Source organism: Vibrio sp. Isolate30 (assembly GCF_022397975.1).
Lineage (GTDB): Bacteria > Pseudomonadota > Gammaproteobacteria > Enterobacterales > Vibrionaceae > Vibrio > Vibrio fortis.
In genome coordinates this window covers 542,231-564,219 of record NZ_JAKEUS010000001.1, presented here as the reverse complement: position 1 = coordinate 564,219, position 21,989 = coordinate 542,231, and the positions used below count along the sequence as shown (strand labels likewise).

At 44.9% G+C, this 21,989-nt stretch carries 16 protein-coding genes; 9 read left to right on the top strand and 7 right to left on the bottom strand.

The genetic code is table 11. The features are described 5' to 3' along the window. Positions 1-139: 139 nt before the first annotated feature. Together malQ and L1D60_RS02525 are read right to left on the bottom strand one after the other, a co-directional pair. A complete protein-coding gene (gene malQ, locus L1D60_RS02530; RefSeq protein WP_239839590.1) occupies positions 140-2,320 on the bottom strand; it encodes a 4-alpha-glucanotransferase in 2,181 nt (726 codons plus the stop codon). Between the two features lie 131 nt (positions 2,321-2,451). Continuing rightward, a complete protein-coding gene (locus L1D60_RS02525) occupies positions 2,452-4,905 on the bottom strand; it encodes a glycogen/starch/alpha-glucan phosphorylase (RefSeq protein WP_239839589.1) in 2,454 nt (817 codons plus the stop codon). A gap of 567 nt (positions 4,906-5,472) precedes the next feature. Between L1D60_RS02525 and malT the strand changes: the two genes are divergently transcribed. From malT to L1D60_RS02480, 9 genes are all read left to right on the top strand, one after another. Continuing rightward, positions 5,473-8,181: an HTH-type transcriptional regulator MalT gene (gene malT, locus L1D60_RS02520; RefSeq protein ID WP_239839588.1), complete on the top strand. Its 2,709-nt coding sequence runs from the start codon at positions 5,473-5,475 to the stop codon at positions 8,179-8,181. 546 nt (positions 8,182-8,727) lie between these two features. Then, positions 8,728-9,648 (top strand): DUF368 domain-containing protein, encoded by a 921-nt coding sequence (locus tag L1D60_RS02515; protein ID WP_239839587.1) that lies wholly within the window; start codon positions 8,728-8,730, stop codon positions 9,646-9,648. 213 nt (positions 9,649-9,861) lie between these two features. Then, entirely contained in the window at positions 9,862-10,299 is a 438-nt protein-coding gene (locus L1D60_RS02510; protein ID WP_239839586.1) for a hypothetical protein, read from the top strand. Next, a complete protein-coding gene (locus L1D60_RS02505; protein WP_239839585.1) occupies positions 10,296-10,886 on the top strand; it encodes an SCO family protein in 591 nt (196 codons plus the stop codon). The genes L1D60_RS02510 and L1D60_RS02505 overlap by 4 nt, the downstream gene beginning before the upstream one ends. A 55-nt stretch (positions 10,887-10,941) precedes the next feature. Further along, positions 10,942-11,397, top strand: coding sequence for a copper chaperone PCu(A)C (locus tag L1D60_RS02500; protein WP_239839584.1), 456 nt, complete (start codon positions 10,942-10,944; stop codon positions 11,395-11,397). Between the two features lie 451 nt (positions 11,398-11,848). Further along, complete coding sequence (rsgA, locus tag L1D60_RS02495) at positions 11,849-12,916, top strand: ribosome small subunit-dependent GTPase A (RefSeq protein WP_239839583.1); 1,068 nt, start codon at positions 11,849-11,851, stop codon at positions 12,914-12,916. Positions 12,917-13,299: 383 nt separating this feature from the next. Continuing rightward, positions 13,300-14,520, top strand: coding sequence for a serine/threonine transporter SstT (sstT, locus tag L1D60_RS02490; RefSeq protein ID WP_032550540.1), 1,221 nt, complete (start codon positions 13,300-13,302; stop codon positions 14,518-14,520). A 303-nt stretch (positions 14,521-14,823) separates the two neighbouring features. After that, positions 14,824-15,357 (top strand): DUF4136 domain-containing protein, encoded by a 534-nt coding sequence (locus L1D60_RS02485; RefSeq protein WP_239839582.1) that lies wholly within the window; start codon positions 14,824-14,826, stop codon positions 15,355-15,357. A 407-nt stretch (positions 15,358-15,764) separates the two neighbouring features. Beyond that, complete coding sequence (locus tag L1D60_RS02480) at positions 15,765-16,781, top strand: AraC family transcriptional regulator (protein WP_345772852.1); 1,017 nt, start codon at positions 15,765-15,767, stop codon at positions 16,779-16,781. Positions 16,782-16,954: 173 nt separating this feature from the next. Here the strand turns inward: L1D60_RS02480 and L1D60_RS02475 are convergent, their stop codons facing one another. From L1D60_RS02475 to L1D60_RS02455, 5 genes are all read right to left on the bottom strand, one after another. After that, positions 16,955-18,178, bottom strand: coding sequence for an efflux RND transporter periplasmic adaptor subunit (locus L1D60_RS02475; RefSeq protein ID WP_239839581.1), 1,224 nt, complete (start codon positions 18,176-18,178; stop codon positions 16,955-16,957). Further along, positions 18,179-18,499: an MFS transporter gene (locus L1D60_RS02470; RefSeq protein WP_239839580.1), complete on the bottom strand. Its 321-nt coding sequence runs from the start codon at positions 18,497-18,499 to the stop codon at positions 18,179-18,181. It abuts the gene before it with no gap. 280 nt (positions 18,500-18,779) lie between these two features. Then, positions 18,780-19,967, bottom strand: a complete 1,188-nt coding sequence (locus tag L1D60_RS02465) for a tetratricopeptide repeat protein (RefSeq protein ID WP_239840431.1) — start codon at positions 19,965-19,967, stop codon at positions 18,780-18,782. A gap of 563 nt (positions 19,968-20,530) precedes the next feature. Continuing rightward, positions 20,531-21,460, bottom strand: coding sequence for a LysR family transcriptional regulator (locus L1D60_RS02460; RefSeq protein ID WP_239839579.1), 930 nt, complete (start codon positions 21,458-21,460; stop codon positions 20,531-20,533). Between the two features lie 27 nt (positions 21,461-21,487). After that, positions 21,488-21,928: an Lrp/AsnC family transcriptional regulator gene (locus L1D60_RS02455; protein WP_032550543.1), complete on the bottom strand. Its 441-nt coding sequence runs from the start codon at positions 21,926-21,928 to the stop codon at positions 21,488-21,490. Positions 21,929-21,989: the final 61 nt, after the last annotated feature.

Sequence of the window (21,989 nt, the reverse complement as noted above, 5' to 3'; positions counted from 1 at the left end):
AATAAAAATGCCCGCTATGGATGCGGGCAATATAACGACGATCTATTGTACCTGACGTACGAAAACGTTTGAGTGACCAAGATTATAGTTTCTTATGCAACAAGCAAAAATCTCAGTATTCTCGGGCCACTCAAGCATATTAGTTACCCGCTTTCTCACGAACTTCGGTCAGGCGAGAAGCGATACGATTAACACCATCATGAGCAAAAATCTCATCAAGGTTCATCGACAACTTACGACGCCAGTTCGGGTACTCATCAACCGTACCTGGAATGTTTACAGGCTGATCCATCTCTAGCCAGTCTTCAAGCTGAACACTCAGTAGTGTTGAAGAGCCTGCCGCAACGTGCAGTTGTAGTGCCTCAGCTAAGTAAGAATCCATTGGAACTTGGCTTGCGTCACGGCCTACACCTTCTGGTAGAAAACCATGCCATGCCACAGAGTCTAGGATACCTTGCTTGCACTCTAGACGGTCATCAAACAAGCCATTCAGCTGCTCTTGATTTGGATATAGACCAATCTCTTGTCCCATCTTCAGGTCATCACAGTGCCAGAAGCCACGTAGCGTCGGCATATCGTGCGTACACAGTGCCGCCATAGATTGTGATGCGTAATGTTTTGGTGAGATGAAACCACCATCTTCTTCAGATGTTTCGAAGAAGAATACCTTGTATGAGTGAACGCCTGCATCGGCAAGAATGTCTACGATCTCATCAGGCACAGTACCCAAGTCTTCACCAATCACAGAACACTGATAACGGTGAGATTCAAGCGCCAGAATTGCTAGCATATCTTGCACAGGGTAGTAGATGTACGCGCCTTGCGTTGCGTCTTCACCTTTTGGAATCCACCACAGACGTAGTAGACCTAATACGTGGTCAATACGCAGTGCACCACAGTGCTTCATATTAGCGCGCAGTAGCTTGATGTATGCATCGTAGCCCGTTGCTTGAAGTACTTCTGGGTTTAGTGGTGGTAGACCCCAGTTTTGACCAAGTGGACCTAGAATATCTGGTGGAGCACCAATGCTCGCATCCATAACTAGATTGCCTTCATCCGCCCACGTTTCGCTACCAGAGTCAGCAACACCTACCGCAAGGTCACGGTAAAGACCAACAGCCATGCCCTTCTCTTCTGCCAAAGATTGTGCATCATTGATCTGGCAATCTGCTAGCCATTGCAGGTACATGTATAGATGTACTTTCTCAATATTGTCTTTGATGAACTTTTGAGTCGCTGGGCTTTCAAATGTACGGTATTTCTCTGGGAATACAGGCCAGCCCCACATGTTTGAATCTTCTGCGTGAAGCTCTGCGTGCAGTGCATCGAATGCTGCTTGGTGCATTAGACTATCACCGCCCTCTTCAACGAACGCTAGGAATGCTTGTGCGCGGTCGCTGTTTTTATCTAGGTGGCGATGTTTGAATTCAGTGAATAGCAGCGGAAGAATGCTCATCTTCAGCTCAGACACTTCTGTGTAGTTTACCCAATGCGCATCGCGTGCTTTCTGTAGGCGCTGTTGGAACTCTGCACTGCCTACCGTTTGTTGTGCTTCTGCGCTCAACGCGAATTCAGGCACTGAGCTCACGTCGATGTATAGAATGTTCAACCAACGGCGTGAAGATGGGCTGTATGGGCTCGCACCTTCTGGGTTTGCAGGGAACAGAGAGTGAATTGGGTTAAGACCTACGAAGTCACCACCACGTGAAGCGATATCAGCGACAAGTTGCTTTAGATCACCAAAGTCACCAATACCCCAGTTGTGCTGAGTACGAAGTGTGTAAAGCTGGACACTTGGGCCCCAAAGCTTCTTACCTTCCTCAATTGGATTCTGCTTGTAACACGCTTTTGGCGTGATGATAAGTGTCATCTCATAAGGCTTTTTACGGCGCTTACGGCTAACGACTAGTTTGTGATAACCCCATGCCAAATCGTTTGGCAATGCAAACACTAAAGGGCCACCCTCTGCACGTTCGTCTCGTACAACTTGAGATTGAAGATAGCCTTCAAGTACCTCTCCTTGCTCTGTCTCTAAACGCCAGCTGAACTCACTTTCACGAGCACTCACACCTAGATTTAGTGCAACCTCTACAGGCTCACCATCGCGCAAGACAAGAACTGGGTCTAATACATCTTTCTTGTGTTTTTTCTCTGCAGATTTAAGCAGAGCGTCGTCGCTGCTTATGTCGTAGCCCAATGAAGCCAATAGACGAGTTAATGTTTCGTCAGATACTTGTGCTTCATCGCCCCACGCACTTACGTAACTGTCGGCAAGGTTTGCCATTTCTGCGACTTGTTTTAATACGCTTTGTTCTTTCATCGCTATCTCCGAAAACGCGCTAACGCTTTCAATTTTGTAGGGTTATTTATCTAAGTTTATTTATTTCAATTTAGCTTTGAGCCAACTAATTGAGCCAAGGCAGAAACTGCCTTGGCTTTTTTTGGGTTCTATTAACGTTTAACCGCTTCTAGTTTCCAAATGTTGTTCACGTAGTCGCGGATTGAGCGGTCTGATGTGAACTTACCAACCAACGCGGTGTTTAGGATGGCTTTCTTAGCCCAGCCCGCTTGGTCTTTGTATTGCTTGTCCATGTCTTCATGTGCTTTCACGTAAGATGCGAAGTCCGCTAGACATAGGTATGGGTCACCGCCATCTAGTAGGCTATCAAACGTTGCACGTAGTAGACCTGGTTGACCTGGAGTGAACTCTTCACCCGTTAGTAGGTCAAGTGACGCTTTCAGTAGTGGATCTGCGTGGTAGTAATCGTAAGGGTTGTAACCTTGCGCTTTCACCGCTTGAACACCATCAACGTCTAGGCCGAAGATGTAGATGTTTTCTTCGCCAACTTCTTCACGAATCTCTACGTTTGCACCATCCATCGTACCGATAGTTAGAGCGCCGTTTAGAGCCATCTTCATGTTACCTGTACCAGAAGCTTCTTTACCCGCAAGTGAGATTTGTTGAGAAACGTCTGCCGCTGGGATGATGATTTCCGCCATGCTTACACGGTAGTCAGGGATGAATACCACTTTCAGCTTGTTACCGATACGAGGATCGTTGTTGATCTTCTCTGCAATCTTGTTCACCGCGAAGATGATTTCTTTCGCTAGGTGGTAACCCGGAGCTGCTTTCGCTGCAAAGAAACATACACGTGGCTCACACTCAAAACCAGGTTCGTTCAGGATACGGTGGTATAGAGATAGGATGTGTAGCAAGTCTAGGTGCTGACGCTTGTACTCGTGCAGACGCTTGATCTGTACGTCGAAGATAGCGTTAGTATCTAGCTCGATACCCATGTTCTCTTGAACCCAATCAGCAAGACGCTGTTTGTTTTCTTTCTTAACAGCCATGAATTCTTTTTGGAATTTCGCGTCTGTTGCGTACTGAGCGATGCCTTCAAGCTGCTCTAGTTTCGCTGGCCACTCAGAACCAATCTTGTCTGTAATAAGCTTAGATAGACCTGGGTTACAGAACTTCAACCAACGACGTGGCGTGATACCGTTTGTCACGTTAGTCAGTTTACCTGGGAAGATCTCGTTGAACTCAGGGAATAGATCTTTCTTAACTAGCTGTGAGTGAAGCGCGGCTACACCGTTTACTTTGTAAGAGCCGATTACACATAGGTTTGCCATGCGAACCATGCGGTGGAAACCTTCTTGGATGATAGAAAGCTTCGCTTGCTTCTCACCGTCACCAGGCCACATCTTACGAACTTCTTGTAGGAAGCGGTGGTTGATTTCGAAAATGATCTCCATGTGACGTGGAAGTAGGCGCTGGATTAGCGACTCAGACCAAGTCTCTAGAGCTTCAGGAAGTAGTGTGTGGTTCGTGTATGCGAACGTGTTTGCACTGATGTCCCAAGCAGTATCCCAATCTAGACCTTTCTCATCGATAAGAATGCGCATTAGCTCAGGGATAGCGATTGTTGGGTGCGTATCGTTAAGCTGGATAGTCTCTTGCTTAGGTAGATCTGCTAGAGCAAAACCTGCAGCTTCGTGACGACGTAGGATATCGCGAACAGACGCTGCAGAGTGGAAGTACTGCTGCATTAGACGAAGAGTCTTACCTTTTTCGTGGTTGTCGTTCGGGTATAGAACCTTAGTGATGTTACCAGCATCGATTAGCGCGTGTTGTGCTTCGAAGTAATCACCGTTGTTGAAGCTTGCTAGTGAGAATGGTGCAATAGCCTGACATTCCCAAAGACGTAGTGGGTAAACCGTGTCTGACTCGTAACCTACGATAGGTAGATCCCAAGGCATTGCTTTTACTTCCATACCTGGAACCCAAGTACGTACTTCGCGACCGTCTACATACTCTACTTCAACGTGACCGTAGAAACCGATGTGTTGTGCAAGCTCTGGACGAGCCACTTCCCATGGGTAGCCTTCAACGCCACGCCATGCATCTGGTGCTTCTTTTTGACGGCCATCTTCGAAAGATTGCTTAAATAGGCCGTACTCGTAGTGTAGGCCGTAACCTACTGTTGGGAATTCTTGTGCTGCACAAGAGTCCATGAAACATGCAGCTAGACGACCTAGACCACCGTTACCTAGTGATGGGTCACGCTCTTCTTCTAGAAGGTCAGTTAGGTTTTGACCTAGCTCTTCCATTGCGTGAGTGATTTGCTCGTAAAGACCCATGCTAATCAGGTTGTTACCTGTTAGACGACCAATCAGGAACTCTAGAGATAGGTAGTTAACGCTCTTAGCGTTCTTAATCTTCTCATCGTTTTCAGTAGCAAGCAGATCAAATGTAGTAAGTTCTGCTAAAGCACGACCCATTGCTAGGTACCATGCGCGGCTATCCGCTGTTTCTACTGTAGTTGCGTAGGTTGCAGATAGGTGTTTCTTAACACTTTCTTGGAACGACACTTTATCAAAAGTTTTTTGCTGAGTTGCTTTCATTTCAGAAATCTCGCTTTTATTTGTTCTAATTCATCTGTGACATATCGTGCATGGTCACAATTAACTAAACATCATCCCGGCCTAACGGATGACTAGGAGTAGATGAAAGGGCGTAGGGGGCGTACTGACGTTGGGTTAGTGATCCAAATCTCATGTTCAGCTCCAGAATAAAAAATTGGAGTGATTATGATCACAAGCCCCCGTTCCATAACTTAACTTTGAATGATGAATTTTTTGTTTACCTATTTTCACTTTCTTGCGAGTTCTGATATTTAGATCACGAAATATTTTTCACGTTCTCATCTTTTTCACAAATTCATGTGTAGAAACGAGCAACATCACGATCACAAACCACCCCATTTAGTGATTAAAGTCACAATTAAAGGGCGTAGTTGGGTCAAAATATGCCACAGTGCAAGGTTTCTGAGGCTGATCATGGTCTGGGCCATTTTTCTTCACGTAACATAGCTTCAGAATTAATTCATAACGGCTTTTGTTTTGATGGTCGGTTAGACGCAATCGACTCTTCTTATAAAGACAAGGGCCATGGAATAGGTAACCTTCGACATGTGGATCCCGTCTAAACTGACTCGCCCAGGGCGATTACACAACGCAATCTTAAGACCACGCGTATTAGATCTGCTGCAAAATGCCGACTGCTATAAGCTCGTATTATTCCGCTCCCCTGCTGGCTATGGAAAAACTACCATGGCGGCTCAGTGGCTAGTTGATAAACCCAATGTAGGTTGGTACAGCATTGACGACAGCGACAATGATGCCTTCCGTTTCATCAACTACCTGCTTCAGTCTCTCAACAAGGCGACACAAAATGCTTGTCCTAACGCTCAGAAGTTAGCGGAAAAGCGTCAATTCTCATCGCTTCACTCCTTATTGAGCGAAGTATTCGCAGAGATGGCAAACTTCCACCATGAGTGCTTCCTTGTACTTGACGACTATCATCTCGTTAATAATGACGATGTGCATGAAGCCATGCGCTTCTTCTTAAAACACATGCCAGATAACCTAACGCTTGTTGTGACAAGCCGCGGTACGCCACCACTCGGTACAGCAAACTTACGTGTGCGCGACCTAATGATTGAATTGGGTAACGATTCATTGGCATTCGATACTGAAGAAACCACCCGCTTCTTTAATCAACGTGTTACTGACGGTGTCGATGACACTACGGCAGGCAGTATCTGCGCCTATGTTGAGGGCTGGCCTTCTGCGCTTCAGCTAATTGCCCTGCAAGCGCAACATCAAAAACGCACCCTCGCTCAATCAGCAGAGTCGGTTTCTCATTTTAATCATGCTCATCTTTGGGACTATTTAGTAGAAGAAGTATTTGACCTCTTAGACAAAGAGACTCGCCACTTCTTAATGCAGTGCTCGGTGCTGGATCACTTCAATGACGAGTTAGTTTGTGCGCTCACGCAGCGTGAAGATGCTCTAGGTATGATTGAATCACTCAACCGATTTGGGCTGTTTATCTACCCACTAGAGGGCGAGAAAAACTGGTACCGCTTCCACAATCTATTCGGTGAGTTTTTGGCGCACGAGCGTCAAGCACGCATTCCACAGCAAGAGGCTGAACTGCACAACGCCGCAGCTCATGCTTGGCTCAAACAGAACACGCCTCACCAAGCCCTTCGCCATGCACAAAGAGCCAATAATGCCGAACTCATTGTACAGATCCTTGGCACTCACGGTTGGCAGATGTTCAACCAAGGTGAACTGTCTTCATTGGAAATGGCGATCAAGCAACTCACACCAGATCAGCTTTACAGCGATCCTAAGCTTTCAATGCTACGAGCTTGGTTGGCACAAAGCCAACATCGCTATGATCAAGTTGGTACGCTGTTAGAAGAAGCGGAGTCTCAATATCAAGCACGTAATATTGAGCTCGACACTCAACAGCAAGGTCAATACAACGCGCTACGAGCACAGGTAGCGATCAACAGCAATGAACCTGAAAAAGCACTAGAACTCGCAGAGTTAGCACTGAGCCAACTCAATACCACCGTCTATCGCAGCCGTATTGTTGCGACTTCAGTTGTTGGTGAAGTTAACCACGTAATGGGTAACCTAAGCCGCGCATTGCCTATGATGCAGCAAACCGAAAAACTGGCGCGCCAGTATCAGGTTTACCATCAAGCACTCTGGGCAATCTTGCAACAGAGCGAGATCTTGATTGCGCAAGGTTATGTTCAAGCAGCATTCGAACTGCAAGACAGCGCCTTCAAGCTTATCGAAGAGCATCAGTTGCAGTACGTACCACTGCACGAATTCCTGTTGCGCGTCCGAGCTCAGATCTGTTGGTGTTGGAACCGTTTAGACGAAGCTGAAGAGTGCTGTTACAAAGGCTTAGATATTCTAGGTCACCACTCACCAAGTAAGCATCTTCACAGCTACTCGATGTTAGCTCGCATTGCACTCAGCCGCGGTGAAATTGATAAAGCTGCCAAGTTTATCGACCAGATTCAGCACCTTCTGCGCCAGTCCACTTACCACGTAGATTGGACAGCCAATGCCTCTCTTTCTCTGCTGCTATTCTGGCAGGTAAAAGGTGATAAAGATTCGATTCAAGATTGGTTAAACGTTGCAGTTCGTCCTGAATCAGCTAGCAACCACTTCTGCCAGCTGCAATGGCGCAACATCGTACGTGCGCACATTATGTTGGAGCAGTTTGAAGAGGCGGAAGAAGCGTTAGTATTCTTGAAGAGCGAAGCAAAACGCTCTCACCTAGTGACAGATACCAACCGCAACCTAATTGTTGAAGCTGTGCTGCGCATTCAAACCAACGACGAAGAGAGCGCACGTGTGCTGCTTGAGGAAGCACTGCACATGACGAACCAAACGGGTATGGTCGGCAACTTCCTTGTTGATGGCTCAACGATTGGTCATATCCTTGATAAGCTGAGTAACAAACCAGGTCTAGGCGATCTAGAGCGACACCGTGCTCAACAAATCATGAAAGATATCTCAACCACACAGCGAAGCCGCTCTGTACACTTCGATGAAGACTTTGTAGAGAACTTGGTCAATCACCCTAACATTCCTGAGCTTGTACGCACCAGCCCACTAACACAGCGTGAATGGCAAGTACTCGGGCTTATCTACTCGGGCTTTAGCAACGAGCAAATTGCACAAGAGCTCGATGTGGCGGGTACAACCATCAAGACCCACATTCGTAACTTGTATCAGAAATTAAATATCGCTAACCGTAAAGAGGCGATCAGTACCGCTGAGAACTTATTACAGTTAATGGGATACTAAAGAAGATTCGAGATTTCGAAGGAAAGGAACAGCTAGTCGCCGTTGGTGGCTAGCTTTTTTTTTGCTTATACAACAGACAATACTGACTTGCAGACAAAAAAATAGCCAACCGCAATATACGCGATTGGCTCTATATATGTGTGAACAAAATTCAGGTTCACTAACAACGTCAGTTGGCTAGGTGACCCTCGGCTTAAGAAGGGTCACCTGGTATTAAGCAGGATGCGTGCCAACTTTAAAAGGTCGATTTTTTGGGAGGATATCGCAAAAAAAGCACCATAAACGATTCTAAATATGCAAATTGCAATTGCATAATGCAAAGCAACGCAATCCGCATAAGAAATCAATTTCATTTAATTACGTAATATTGCGATTCAACATCAGTGGATAAGCCTATAAATTCGATTCCCAGAATGAATTTGATGACACAGCCTACCCTTGTTAAATGACTAAATAATTAAAGTGACGTCCCTGATTTCATATTCATACTTTTTTTACACCAAAGTTTGTATACTGCAGCAAACCATTATTAACTCTCAGAGACAAATGAACTACTTAAGTACTTTTTTTAAAGGCATGGCGATGGGTGCAGCAGACGTTGTACCTGGTGTATCGGGTGGCACCATTGCCTTTATTACTGGCATTTATGACACGCTTTTAGAAAGCATTCGTCGAATCAACCCGAGCGTTTTAGGCATTTGGAAACGCGATGGCTTTAAAGCTGCATTCAATCATATCAATGGCTTCTTCTTAATCGCTCTATTTGGTGGTGTGTTCACCAGCATTGCAACCTTAGCGAAACTCATCTCTTGGTTACTGGTCGCTCACCCTGTACCACTTTGGTCTTTCTTCTTCGGTCTGATATTGGTCTCTGTGTTCCATATTCTCAAGCAAGTTGAAAAGCGCGACGTAATACGTGGTTTATTCCTATTACTTGGTGTTGCGTTTGCCTACAGCATCACTGTACTTAAACCACTACACATGGAACCAACCAGCATTAATGTCATGCTAGCCGGTGCAATTGCAATCTGTGCCATGATCCTACCTGGGATCTCGGGCAGTTTCATTTTGCTACTCATCGGCATGTACACACCTGTGCTTGCTGCGGTAAAAGGGTTCCAAATCGACATCCTGCTGCTGTTTCTTTCTGGATGTGTGATTGGTCTTTTGAGCTTCTCTCATGTTCTTTCTTGGCTGTTACGCTCATTCAGAGATGTAACCTTAGTGTTCCTAACAGGCTTAATGATTGGCACGCTACCTAAGATCTGGCCTTGGAAAGAGACCATCAGTTGGCGCACCAACTCTAAAGGTGAACAGGTACCACTGATTCAAGAAAACTTGTCGCCATTTGATTTCGAAGCGGTAACATCGCAACCATCACAGCTTGTTCTGGCTGTTATTATGATGCTTGCTGCAATTGCTTTAGTGCTCGGTCTAGAGAAATTTGCAGAGCGCAACAGTCACTAATAGAACTTAAGTTCGCATGTAACCTATTCACCAAAAGCGAAGCACCCAGCTTCGCTTTTTTGTATTAGGCAAATAGGCAAAGTTCATTAACCTAGCCGCAAATTAGAGCCTGACAAAGCTTCTACCCTCCGCACAAAATTGTTTTTTGATACAAGCACGTACTGACCTTTGTGATACCATCGCTCAACAATAAAAGGAATGATGAGAGCCCTTATGCACCCAGCACTAAAGGTTGCGATGGTAAGCGCAGCACTGCTTGCCGGCTTCTTTGGCCCACAACTACTCGAACAAGTAAACCACACTTTAGATACGCACACCGAGCGTGACATCAGTCAATACTGCATGTTGAGCACACAGGAGTGCGATCAAGATTCTGTCACCATGGTGTTTGAGCACGATACGGCTCAGCCTCTGGTTCCCGCAACCCTAACTGTCACTTGGGATGGCACTAGTTCCGACCAACTTCAATTGTCACTCAGTGGTTTAGAAATGGAGATGGGAACAGCAAGGTTTCAATTAACACGCACCGAAGGGAATACCTTCCAAGGTCAAGTAATTTTACCTGTATGCACCATGGATAAAATGACGTGGCTCGGCGAATTAACCGACGGGAATAATACGGTACACCCAGCAATAAGGATGGAAAGATGAGTAAAAACTGGTCACTCGCATTAGTCGTTGCGTTCGTACTCGGGTTCGGGGTCAAAACCTACCTTGATGAACAGAGTAAAGCTCAAATGCAGCTAGAGAAAGAGCAACAGATCTCGGCAACTACTCTGTTTGGTAAAGACAACCAACCCGTAGAGATCTTCGACGAAAGTGATGCTCGAGTGCGCATTGTGTACTTTGGCTTTACACGCTGCCCAGACGTTTGCCCAACGTCACTGGCCATGTTAGCAGGAGCGCTCAATCAGCTATCTGAAGAAGAAGTCGCGAACGTTCGCCCGATGTTTATCTCTTTAGACCCAGAACGTGATGCTGCAGAAGCATCTTATGAATACGCACAATACTTCCACCCGAATATGGAAGGATTAAGCGGCCCTCTTGATATCACAACAGCGCTGGCTCATAACTACGGCGTGATTTTCCGTAAGTCAGAATTAGAAGGCTCAGAACTTGAATACACGCTTGATCACAGCTCTTACTTCTACTTTTTAAAGCCTGATGGCACCTTGATTTCTAAGGTTCCACATACACTTACGCCAGCACCGATTGTTGATGCAATCAAAAAGCTATAACGCCTAGCGATAGCCGTTAACCGATTCAATTAGATTGTTTAGGGAACCGAGAATAATGAAACTAAAAGCCCTCGCATTAGCAGGTATGCTGCTTTCTTCAGTTGCTCAAGCCAGTGACGTTATGATTCATGACGCCTACGCACGCGCAATGCCACCTTCCGCTGTAAATAGTGCCATTTTTACTACTCTGATGAATCACAGCGATGAAACTCGCACGCTGATTTCCGCCTCTACACCGGCAGCTGGGAAAGTAGAACTGCATGATGTAATCATGGAAGGTGAGGTCATGAAAATGCGTCAGGTTGAAAGTATTCAAATACCGGCACAGGGCAGTACAGAGCTTAAGCCGGGAAGCTTACACATCATGTTATTTGATTTAGCTTCTCGCCTTGAAGAAGGACAAAACATCACCCTGACTCTCAACTACGCGAATGGCGACGCTCAAACCGTAGAAGTCCCAGTCAAAAAAGTGATGAATGGCATGAAGAAAATGGACCACACTCATCATTAAATTAGAGTTTCAGTTCAATTTCGCATAATAATTAACCATGACAGCTTCTCGTTGTCATGGTTTTTTGTTACAGTCGCCAAGCAAATATAAGTCGATTGGTACAACGAGACGTTGTACTTACGGCAACCAATAACTCACCAAGGAGAACGTCGATGATTGTAATGAACCCACTAGCGCCCGTAGTAAAAGAAGCGTACTACTCGTAAGGCAACAACAACTTACTTCCCTTACGAAACAATAAGTTACTTCATCTGTACCTGTAACTTGTTATCCAGCACAGTGTAAACATAATTCGCACTAAGCTGAAAATCTATTACCACCTTCTTTTACCCGGTTTGCGCTACAGACAAGCACAATACCCGGGGTCCTATCTATTGAATTCGACCCATATTCTCATTTTTTGACATCGCAATAACGCCAACAGTCGCGAATTGTATGTCGAGGTATAGCAATGAATTCTAAAAACGCATTTTCCGATCCAATCTCAATCGCACAACTTGGATGGAAACCTATTTTTCAACAACAACTAACACTTGAAGATTACGAGCAAGAAAACTTCGCAGCACGAGTGATCGCACATCACCGGAGTGGCTATACCCTTGCCTCTGAGCAGGGAGAGATCCACCTAGCGATTCACCACGCCCTACCCGCTATGACGGTTGGCGACTGGGTGATTCTCAAGCCAAATCAACAGTTTGAGCGACTATTGGAGCGCCAATCACTATTCAGCCGAAAAGCATCTGGGACTCGAGTCGCAGAGCAGTTGATCTCGGCCAACGTGACAACTGTGTTCATCGTCGTTTCTTTGAATCACGATTTTAACCTAAGCCGCATTGAGCGTTATCTAGCGCTCGCCAATGAAGCAAAGGTTGAACCTGTCGTCGTTTTAACCAAAAAAGATTTGTGTGATGATGCAGAAACAAAAGTGAGCCAAGTTCAAAGCCTAGATCCGTTACTCGTGATTGAAACAGTCAACGGCCTTGATTTGGAATCAGTTCAAGCTCTAGCGCCATGGTGTGCCTCTGGTGCGACAGTCGCTCTAATGGGCTCTTCAGGTGTAGGCAAGTCGACAATCGTCAACTCTTTAATGGCTGAACAAGCTCAAGCAACAGGCGGGATTCGTGAAGACGACAGTAAAGGTCGACACACAACCACATCACGTTCGCTTCATCTTCTGAAAGACGGGGGTTTGTTGATCGACACTCCGGGAATGCGAGAGATACAACTCTCTGAGTGCGCTGAAGGCGTTAGTGAAACCTTCGCTGACATCGAAGAGCTTGCCATGAATTGTCGTTTCTCAGATTGCCAACATCAATCAGAGCCAGGATGCGAGATCCAACGCGCATTGAAGAGTGGAGAGTTAACTGAGCGTCGGTTTAACAATTACCAAAAACTACTTCGAGAGCAAGCTAGAAATAGCGCGACGTTGGCAGAGAAACGAGCGAGCTATAAGCAACTGACTAAGATGTATCGCAGTGTGCAAAACGAGGGTCGTTATCGAAAACAGTTTGATGATTAATAAGTATATTTATTCATTAAATCAATAGGCAAGACTAAGCAAAGTATGCTGCCGGTGAGCAATCACTCGGCAGCATTTTTACATCCAAGATATCAATTCTGCATACATAGTTTGCATAACCATTCCTTGCCAATCACAAGCGCAGACACATCAACTACATATCCACATTTGTAAAGATTTATATCTTATATAACATACATAAATTTAACAATTAGGGCCAAAACACCCACACAGCGCAAACAATTACACCAAAATGAAACTAATCCTAGACACTGAGATTAATCAAGCTAATATGACCGCCCATTCGACTAGTGTATAGTTCGAAATGGTTCCATTTTATAAAAGAAATATCACTATAATAAGTTAACAATTGCAGGTAATTTATGCAAAATCACAACATGTTCGCCCGCATCGCTCGTGGAAATCTTGTTCTACAGATCCTTGCAGGTATTGTATTCGGTGTCGTTCTCGCCATGTTCTCGCCTTCGGCGGCTCAAGATGCAGGTCTACTAGGTAGTCTGTTCGTAGGTGCGTTAAAAGCTGTAGCCCCAATTTTAGTATTCATTCTTGTTGCTGCTTCTATCGCTAACCAAAAGAAAGGTCAGCATACTCATATGCGTCCAATCATCGTGCTTTACTTGATTGGTACTTTCTCTGCTGCGCTAACAGCGGTTGTTCTGAGCTTTATGTTCCCAACAACGCTTACGCTAGTTGCCGGTGCTGAGGGTGCAAACCCACCTCAAGGCATCACAGAAGTTCTACAAACACTGCTATTCAAACTGGTTGATAACCCAGTAAACGCACTGATGAACGCAAACTACATCGGTATCCTTGCATGGGCGATCGGTCTGGGTCTTGCTCTACACCACGCTTCAGCGACAACCAAAGCGGTATTCGAAGACCTAAGCCACAGTGTTTCACACATCGTTCGCTTCATTATTCGTCTAGCACCTTTCGGTATTTTCGGCCTGGTATCTGCAACGTTTGCAACAACGGGTTTCGAAGCGCTAGCAAGCTACGGTCAACTGCTGGCTGTACTACTAAGCTCTATGCTGATCATCGCGCTGGTTATCAACCCAATCATCGTATTTGTTAAGACTAAGCAGAACCCTTACCCGCTTGTTCTTCAGTGTCTACGTGAATCTGGTGTAACGGCATTCTTCACTCGTTCAAGTGCAGCAAACATCCCAGTAAACATGAACCTATGTAAGAAGCTTAACCTAGACGAAGATACTTACTCTGTATCTATCCCGCTAGGTGCAACCATCAACATGGCTGGTGCAGCAATCACGATTACTGTTCTAACGCTAGCTGCAGTGCACACTATGGGTATCCAAATCGATATCTTTACTGCAATCCTGCTAAGCCTTGTTGCTGCAGTGTCTGCATGTGGCGCTTCTGGTGTTGCGGGTGGTTCATTACTACTGATTCCACTAGCATGTGGCCTATTTGGCATCTCAAACGACGTAGCGATGCAAGTTGTAGCGGTAGGCTTCATCATCGGTGTGATTCAAGATTCAGCTGAGACAGCGCTTAACAGCTCTACAGACGTGGTATTCACTGCCGCTGTATGTAAAGCTGAACAGCAAAAATCAGACGCATAATCTGATTTGCAAATGCAAGAAAGGGTAGCCACGCGCTACCCTTTTTTATTGGGAACAGATTCCTCTGTCGAGCTACCTTTCAATAAGACGTCAAACACAACAACCTTTTTACCTTCGTGGTAACTGCAGAACGATCCCGTCCAATGTCATTACCTCTACATCAAAAAATCAAATCCGATGAATCACGTCACTTTTATCATAAATATGACTGAATATAGCGAAAAAGAAGCCTCAAATACCAGACAAGTATACTCACCTTAAGAAGAGATATTCATTTCAAACCACCTTCCTAGGAGATAGAAAATGCTTCGTCTAACAACCATACTACTGACGATCCCTCTAGCAGCCTGCTCTACAATAAATACCGACTTTGATAGCCAAACCGATTTCTCTCAGTATAAAACCTATGATTTTGGTTCACTTAAAATAACGAATGAAGCAAAGAATAAAACGCCAATTAGTATCGACTCAATCAGAATTGAAAATGCGATCGTCAAGGAAATGGATCGTACTGACGTAGAACTTGTCGAAGACGGCGGTGACCTATATGTTCGCTATCAACTTCTGCAAGAGTCAGAAGTTATTTCATCTGGCTCTTCCTTTGGTATTGGCTATAGTCGAAACAATGTCCATGGGATGATGGCTACGCCACAAAGTTATCAGAAACAAACCTATGGCCACCTAGTTGTCGAGCTAATCGACGATAGAACAAACATTGTTGTATGGACTGCGAACTCAAGCCGAAAACTAACTCAGTCAATGAGTTCTGAGGAACGTAACGAACTGATTCACGAAGAAATCGCTGAAATGTTTCAACAGTACCCTTCGTACAGATGAATGAAGACGTCTAGGTGAGTGTTTCCCTAAACCCTACTCAACCAGTTAAACTATAGGAAAGCCTATGCCTTCAAGGAAGAAGGCAAATCAATCGCAATACGACGAAGCGGTTAATCGCTTAGCCAGTACTTTACTAGTATGAACTTTCCCTCTCTCCCATTCCAATTATGCTTGCTCAGACATTTGACTATTTCTCCGTCGTTGGCGTCCAATATCTCACCATTTCTGAAAATTCTTGATGCCTATCTTGATACCCCAAATGGCCACTGTCTTTAAACGCTATTATTACCCAATATTAACTCACAAATTTGCCAATAGAGGCGTTTAGCGAACATAGTGAGAGCCCTTCCAACTCGTTAAATCACGTCATTTATGCTAAGTTTATGACCTAATCTACATAGGTTTGAATGAATAAGATGACGATCAACAAGACTTACTTTATTAGAGTAAACAGCCTGATGAACTTGTATTACAACGTATGTAGTCAATATTATTCAGATCAAACTTCTCCCCAGACGATTCCCCGATCCGCGTTTAATCACACCATGAATCTGTTGCCCATTTCTGAGGTCTTTAAGCTTTATGAAGAACTCGAGTGCTATACAAAAAATCCCAACTTTATGCTCGAAGCTATACGTCATTTTCGGGTCGAAGATTTGGGTGGCTTAGGACAGTGGATGTTCTCTGGTCATGACTTAATGTCGACAATCAGAAAAGTAAACTACGGTATGGGGTGCATTCAATCGGGTGCTTTTTGGGTTGCCGCGCCTGCAGGTTCTATCATCAAATGGACTTACAACAATCAATACAATGCGAAGCACTTAGATGTTCATGACAGCATTAGAGTTGCTGTTTTGATGTCAAAAATATTGAAAAAATACCTAGGAGCCGATTTTGCGCCGATGCGCGTACTGCTTTCAGGAGAGCGTGCGGATGAGAAGCTATATCAAGACTATTTTGGCTGTGATGTTGCGTGGAATCATCATCAAACAGAGATCTGGTTTCATTCCAGTTTACGCTTGGCAAACTTGGCTGATAATCAAGATACCAAGCAAACCTTTTCGCTGAATTTTGAAGATTTGGACCGATGTTTAGACATGCCCGATCCTAGCGATGACACTAAGCTAGTTTATGAAGCCATCAACTACTCATGTCATTTTGGTTTACCGACACTCGAAAGAGTATCGAGCCTGTTAGGCCTATCAATTCAGCAGTTTCAACGTAGGTTCCATAAATATGGCCACAACTTTACCGAAATGTGTGGTTTTGTCTTAAGTAACAAAGCGGTCAAAATGCTAAGCCAATCAATACCCGTCGAAGAAGTGGCAAGCAGTTTAGGGTATAACCATCTCGATAGCTTTACGCATATGTTTAAGAAGCATCGAGGCATGACACCGAAACAATATCTCAAGTCATTGGAATAAAATAAAACATCCGCAGAGTGTCGCCACTTTGCGGATGTGAAAGTTAACCTAGCTGATTTCGTTCTCTCTAATTGTCATCTTAACAACACGATTGCGAGAGCTGCCGTCGGCGTTGCATTACTGTAATTAGGGTAACGCTCAACGAGATCGCAGGTTCTGAGTCCAACTCTCTGTTAGAAAGAGTAGAAGTAGTAGAGCTGCGACTTCATACGTAAAATAATTCCACGTATTACATCAAGAAACGCCATCAGCTCTGTTGGCTTTTCTCCACTTATCCAAGCTAGACCAACCGAACCAACTGGTACATCGTAGCCTTCTGGCTCAACGACTTTCAACCTAACAAAGTGGTGTTTGTTTTGTAGGTTCTTACCTGTGGTAGAGCGGACATTCTGGTCAAAGCCAAGCAAGTTACTTTGCGCTTCACCTGTTGCTTCAACAATACCTTCAACCTCAGCTGTGAACACTTTCCCCGGGTAAACTGGAGTAGTAAATTCAGCCAATTGACCCGGTTTAACATTTCTAATAGCTTGGTGATTCACACGCATCAACACGTACTTTTCATTGGTGTACATCTGTAAACGTGGAACTTTAGAAACAAGCTGCCCTTCGCGAAGAATAAAGTTAGTCACAAAGCCGTCTGTCGGTGCATAGATCTTGGTGCTATCAAGATCCCATTTCGCCTTATTCACTCTCTGCAGAGCTTCGCTATAGTCCGATTGACGAGACTCAACCAAGAGTTCCGCTTTGGTTATTTGCAGCTTAGCTTTCTCTACATCAGATTTCTTCTTGCTAAGCTGTGATTCAAGCTTGGCCACAGTATGTACCGCAGAATCAACTACCGTTTGCTGATTATCAATCATACTTTCCGTGATCGTGTTACGCACGACTCGATTTTGTTCAAGATAACGCTTCAACGTTCTCTTCTGTAAGTCTCGATTAGACTGTGCCGTCAGGAGCTCACTCTGCGTCATTTCGAAATCATGCAACGCCGCTTGATAGCTCGATTCAGCAATTTTTACTTCTTCTGTCGCAGTACTCACCGCGACACCGGCAGAGTTACGAGAAATCTTCGCTTGCTCATAAGCAATTTGATAAGGCTCGTCTTCAATCTCATAGATTAACTGCCCTTTCTCAATACGTTGATTTGGGGTGATGTAAATCTGGTCGACCTTGCCCGACACATTAGTCGAAGTTGGGCGGAGCTGAATATGAGGAGACTGAACCACAGAACCACCAGACAAATCCATCGGTGTATAGTTGATGAGTCCGACCCACACAAACAACAGCCAACCGCTACCTCCTAGATATGCGAATGCTTTAGTTCCCGCATTCCAAGGCATACCTACAAGCCTTAATAGATAGATGAATAAACACCAAACCGCTAAACCTTCTAACATCTAGACATCCTCTGATTTGTTAACTTGAGTCGGAGAGTTCCATAAATCACGTAATCGGATAATGGCTTTTTCAAAATCTACAAAAGCAATGATAATGGCGAGCACCCATACCCAGTGCCAAATAAAGCCAATCCAGGTTAGTGCGGTAATCAATCCTATTTGATGGTGGTCGGTCTGATGAGCCTTTTGGATAGGGATCTCATGAAGCTTCCAAAAGCCATACAGACCAGCAGCGATGGTACTGATCAGCACGATTGCGGCTGCTATATGCAAAGCGGTATCTGCAGTGGTCTCTACATAAGGGATACTGATTAAACTCATTGCTCTTACTCTCGTAAATTAAGACCAAAACAAGATATACCGACCTCGCCTGCTATAGGGTAATCAGGTAATCCACGTCAATTAACGGTGGTTTTCGACACATATTACCTAGCTAGGTGTGACGTGTATCTGAATTTCAAGCAGGTACTCATATCCGTTTAAACACAAGTCCCTAAGTTAAGATCAAAAAGGGGTAGCCAATGGCTACCCCTTTCATTTTCAAACTCACAACGCTGATTTTCTAATTGATGACTCCGTCGCCTATCATTTGATGCTTGAGTTAACTTTTCCAATTGGGTTGGACGGTTGACTGACTGAAATCAAGGCCAGCAGCGCTATCACTAGGCTTACTGGTTGAGGCATCAAACGGAACTTGCGTGTAATCCCCCGCATCTGTTGTTCGTTTTGACTCTGACGCTGAACTTTCTTCGATAACCTCTTCTGGCATCACCTCAACGCCCTCTTCGGTTTTCTTAGGCACAGGAACTTTGCGTTTATAGAGCTTATTAAGCGCCTTGATCACCGAATGCTTAGTTACCGCTTCTTGAGACAACTTAGTCATAATAGGCTTAGTTAACGACTGCAATCCAACTATTGAGTCAACACCAAGGTTAGCGCCTACTTTGTCGCGCAGCGCTTTTGCAGGCTCATAGCCAAAGTGAGCAGACAGGAACAACCAGATGTAAGCGATCGCATTGCCGTGCTCTCCATGATCTATCCAAGCTTCACCAGCATGGAACATAGCTTCAGTATTATTCTTCTCTGCTGCTCTCTCTAACCAATAGCAGCCTTGCCCGTGGTTTTTCTCCACGCCCAAACCGTTCAAATAGCTCAAACCTAGCTTAATTTTACCATTGAGATCGTGCTTATCCGCGGCCATTCGAAACCACTCCACCGCATTCTCTGGAGAGTAATCAGCATTATCTTGGTCAAGACACCAATCGCCCATGAACAACATGGCGTCGGTATGTCCACTTGTGGCTGCCTCCTCAATAAGAGCGTAACCTTTGGGAATATTCTTAGTGGTGCCACGGCCGTGAATCAGAGCTTGCCCCATATTGAATTTGGCGTCGGAATCGTTATCTAGCGCAGCTATCGCTAACTGCCAAAAGTTTGCCTGCTCTCTTAAGATCAGGTCTTCCTTACGCTTCATACTCAGTCTTACGATGCCATACATACCGTTGACGTTGTCTTGCTGAGCCGCTTTCTCGTACCAATAGAGAGCTTCTTTAATATTGGTGCGTTCTGCCTCTTTAGCCAGATAGAGAATTGAAGGAATATGACCAGTCTCGGCTTTAAAAAGACGATCTTTCTTCTCTTGCAGGCGCGCCTTCTCTATCGCCTTTCGATAAGCGACTTCTCTAGCCTTGCGCTCCTGCTCTAGTCGCTGCTTTCTCAAAGATAAAGAGATCAGCCAAATGACGACCAAAATCAGAGAAAGTGCGGTTGCACCGATAGCGATGCCCATTGTGCTCATAACGTCTCAACTGTTTGTTGTTCAACTAGTGTTTATTTTAATTTCGATACTAGCCGATAAATGAAGGTTGGCGGACTAAAAAAACGTATCTATTCATTAGCCATAGTGAGTTTAGTATCTCAAGATTCTTATGCCATAAGAAGCTAAACCGATTCTTTAAGAATGAAATGCTGTTAGGTGGCGTGATATTGATTCCATCGTAAATTGTTGGCTAGGTAAAGCCACTCACAATAACCACACCACCGTTGGTTGCTTTCATCCATCATACCCACTCCCGGCACTTTTCCCTATTCAGCTTCGCGAAAGTGTTACTGCGCTATCGTTTCGCTTATCGGCAATCTGCTAGTTTTATTCGATAACACCAACACCCAAAAGTGACACCGTAACTTACAGGTTAACTGCGTCATCTTTATTCGTCTGATTACGCCTCATTTTTGCTCAGTTTTACATTGTAAATCGACACCTCAAAACCACTCATAAACGGCAAATATAAAAAATCGGCTCGAAGCCTATCCCTCGAACCGCTCAAATTGATCGTTTCAGCAACATTGTGGCTATTCGCTCTGCATTCTTTCCCAGATCGTCGGCGAGCCTATGTACTCTTGAACACTACTGATGAACTCCTTGACCAGTTTTGTCTGCTTTCTATGTGGATAAACGGCATAAATAGCGGTCTCTTCCGTTGAAATCCGATACTCAGGCAGTAATTGGACGAGTCCAAGCTCTTTCATTGGTGCGTGCAGATTAGACTGATCCAACAACCCATAGCCTAGACCATCACTCACACCGGACACTATCGTACGTACATCACTCACCTTGTAATTACCCTGCAGTGAAAGCACTTGGAAGGTGTCACCATTGGGTTGTTCACTTATACGCAGCTGATCGAGTGTCATGTCACCATTGGTATAAATAATCGCCGGCAGCGACAATAGATCCTGTGGTGTTTGAGGTTCACCATGCTCGGCAACAAAGTCGTGAGATGCCACCAGCATAAAATGACTGTCCGCGATTTTCTTGGCGATAAGGTTCGATTCAACCAACTTACTGAAACGAAAAGCGATATCGATCTTACCCGCGATGATATTGGCAATCTTATCGTCCAAAGAGAGCACAATCTGAACATCAGGATAGCGACGCATAAACTGAGTCACGATCGGCTGCAAATACTGCTGGCCGAAATAGATTGGTGAGGTAATTCGCAGCACCCCTTTGGGTTCTGACTGGTACGAATCAGCAATCCCCTGAATCTGATTCAAGGTATCTTGCAGGACACGGGCTTGCGCTAAGATCTCTTCACCAGCCGAGGTTAAAGAAAATGATCGTGTCGATCGATTGAGCAACTGTACACCGAGGTCAGCTTCCAAACGCTTGATCTGCTTCGACAGTGACGAGTTGTCCATATCATGCAACGTTGCCGCTTTGGTAAACGATCCTTGCTGAACGACATCGAGGAATAGAAGTAATTGGTTAGTATTTAACACATGGCTCTCTCTAGAAAATAGATTCGGTTATCGTTCATCTTTCGGCGTATCCATCACCACCATGGTTGTGATGGACTGTACTTGAGGGCACTCACCCAGCACGTCAGCGTGAAACTTCTTATAACTTGGAAGATCTTGAGTTTCCACCCGCAAAAGGTATTCATTCGCACCAGTAATGTTGTGGCATTCGACTACCTCTTTTTCCAAGCTGACGTGATCTTCAAACTCTTGCTGCGCTGCTTTACTGTGGCTTGATAAGCCAATCGACACATACGCGATAAAGCCAACGCCCATCAAAGTGTTATCAAGCACTGCACGATAGCCCTGAATGACACCTTGTTTCTCTAATTCCTGAACGCGGCGCAGAGTCGCAGACGGAGACAAACCGATGCGTTCAGATAGCTCAATATTGGAGACTCTGCCGTCCGCTTTAAGCTCAAGCAATATCCTTTCGTCAAATCTATCCATAGCTGAATTTAATTGTGCATTTGGTGAATTTAACTCGAATAAAAGCACATAATTGCCCGAC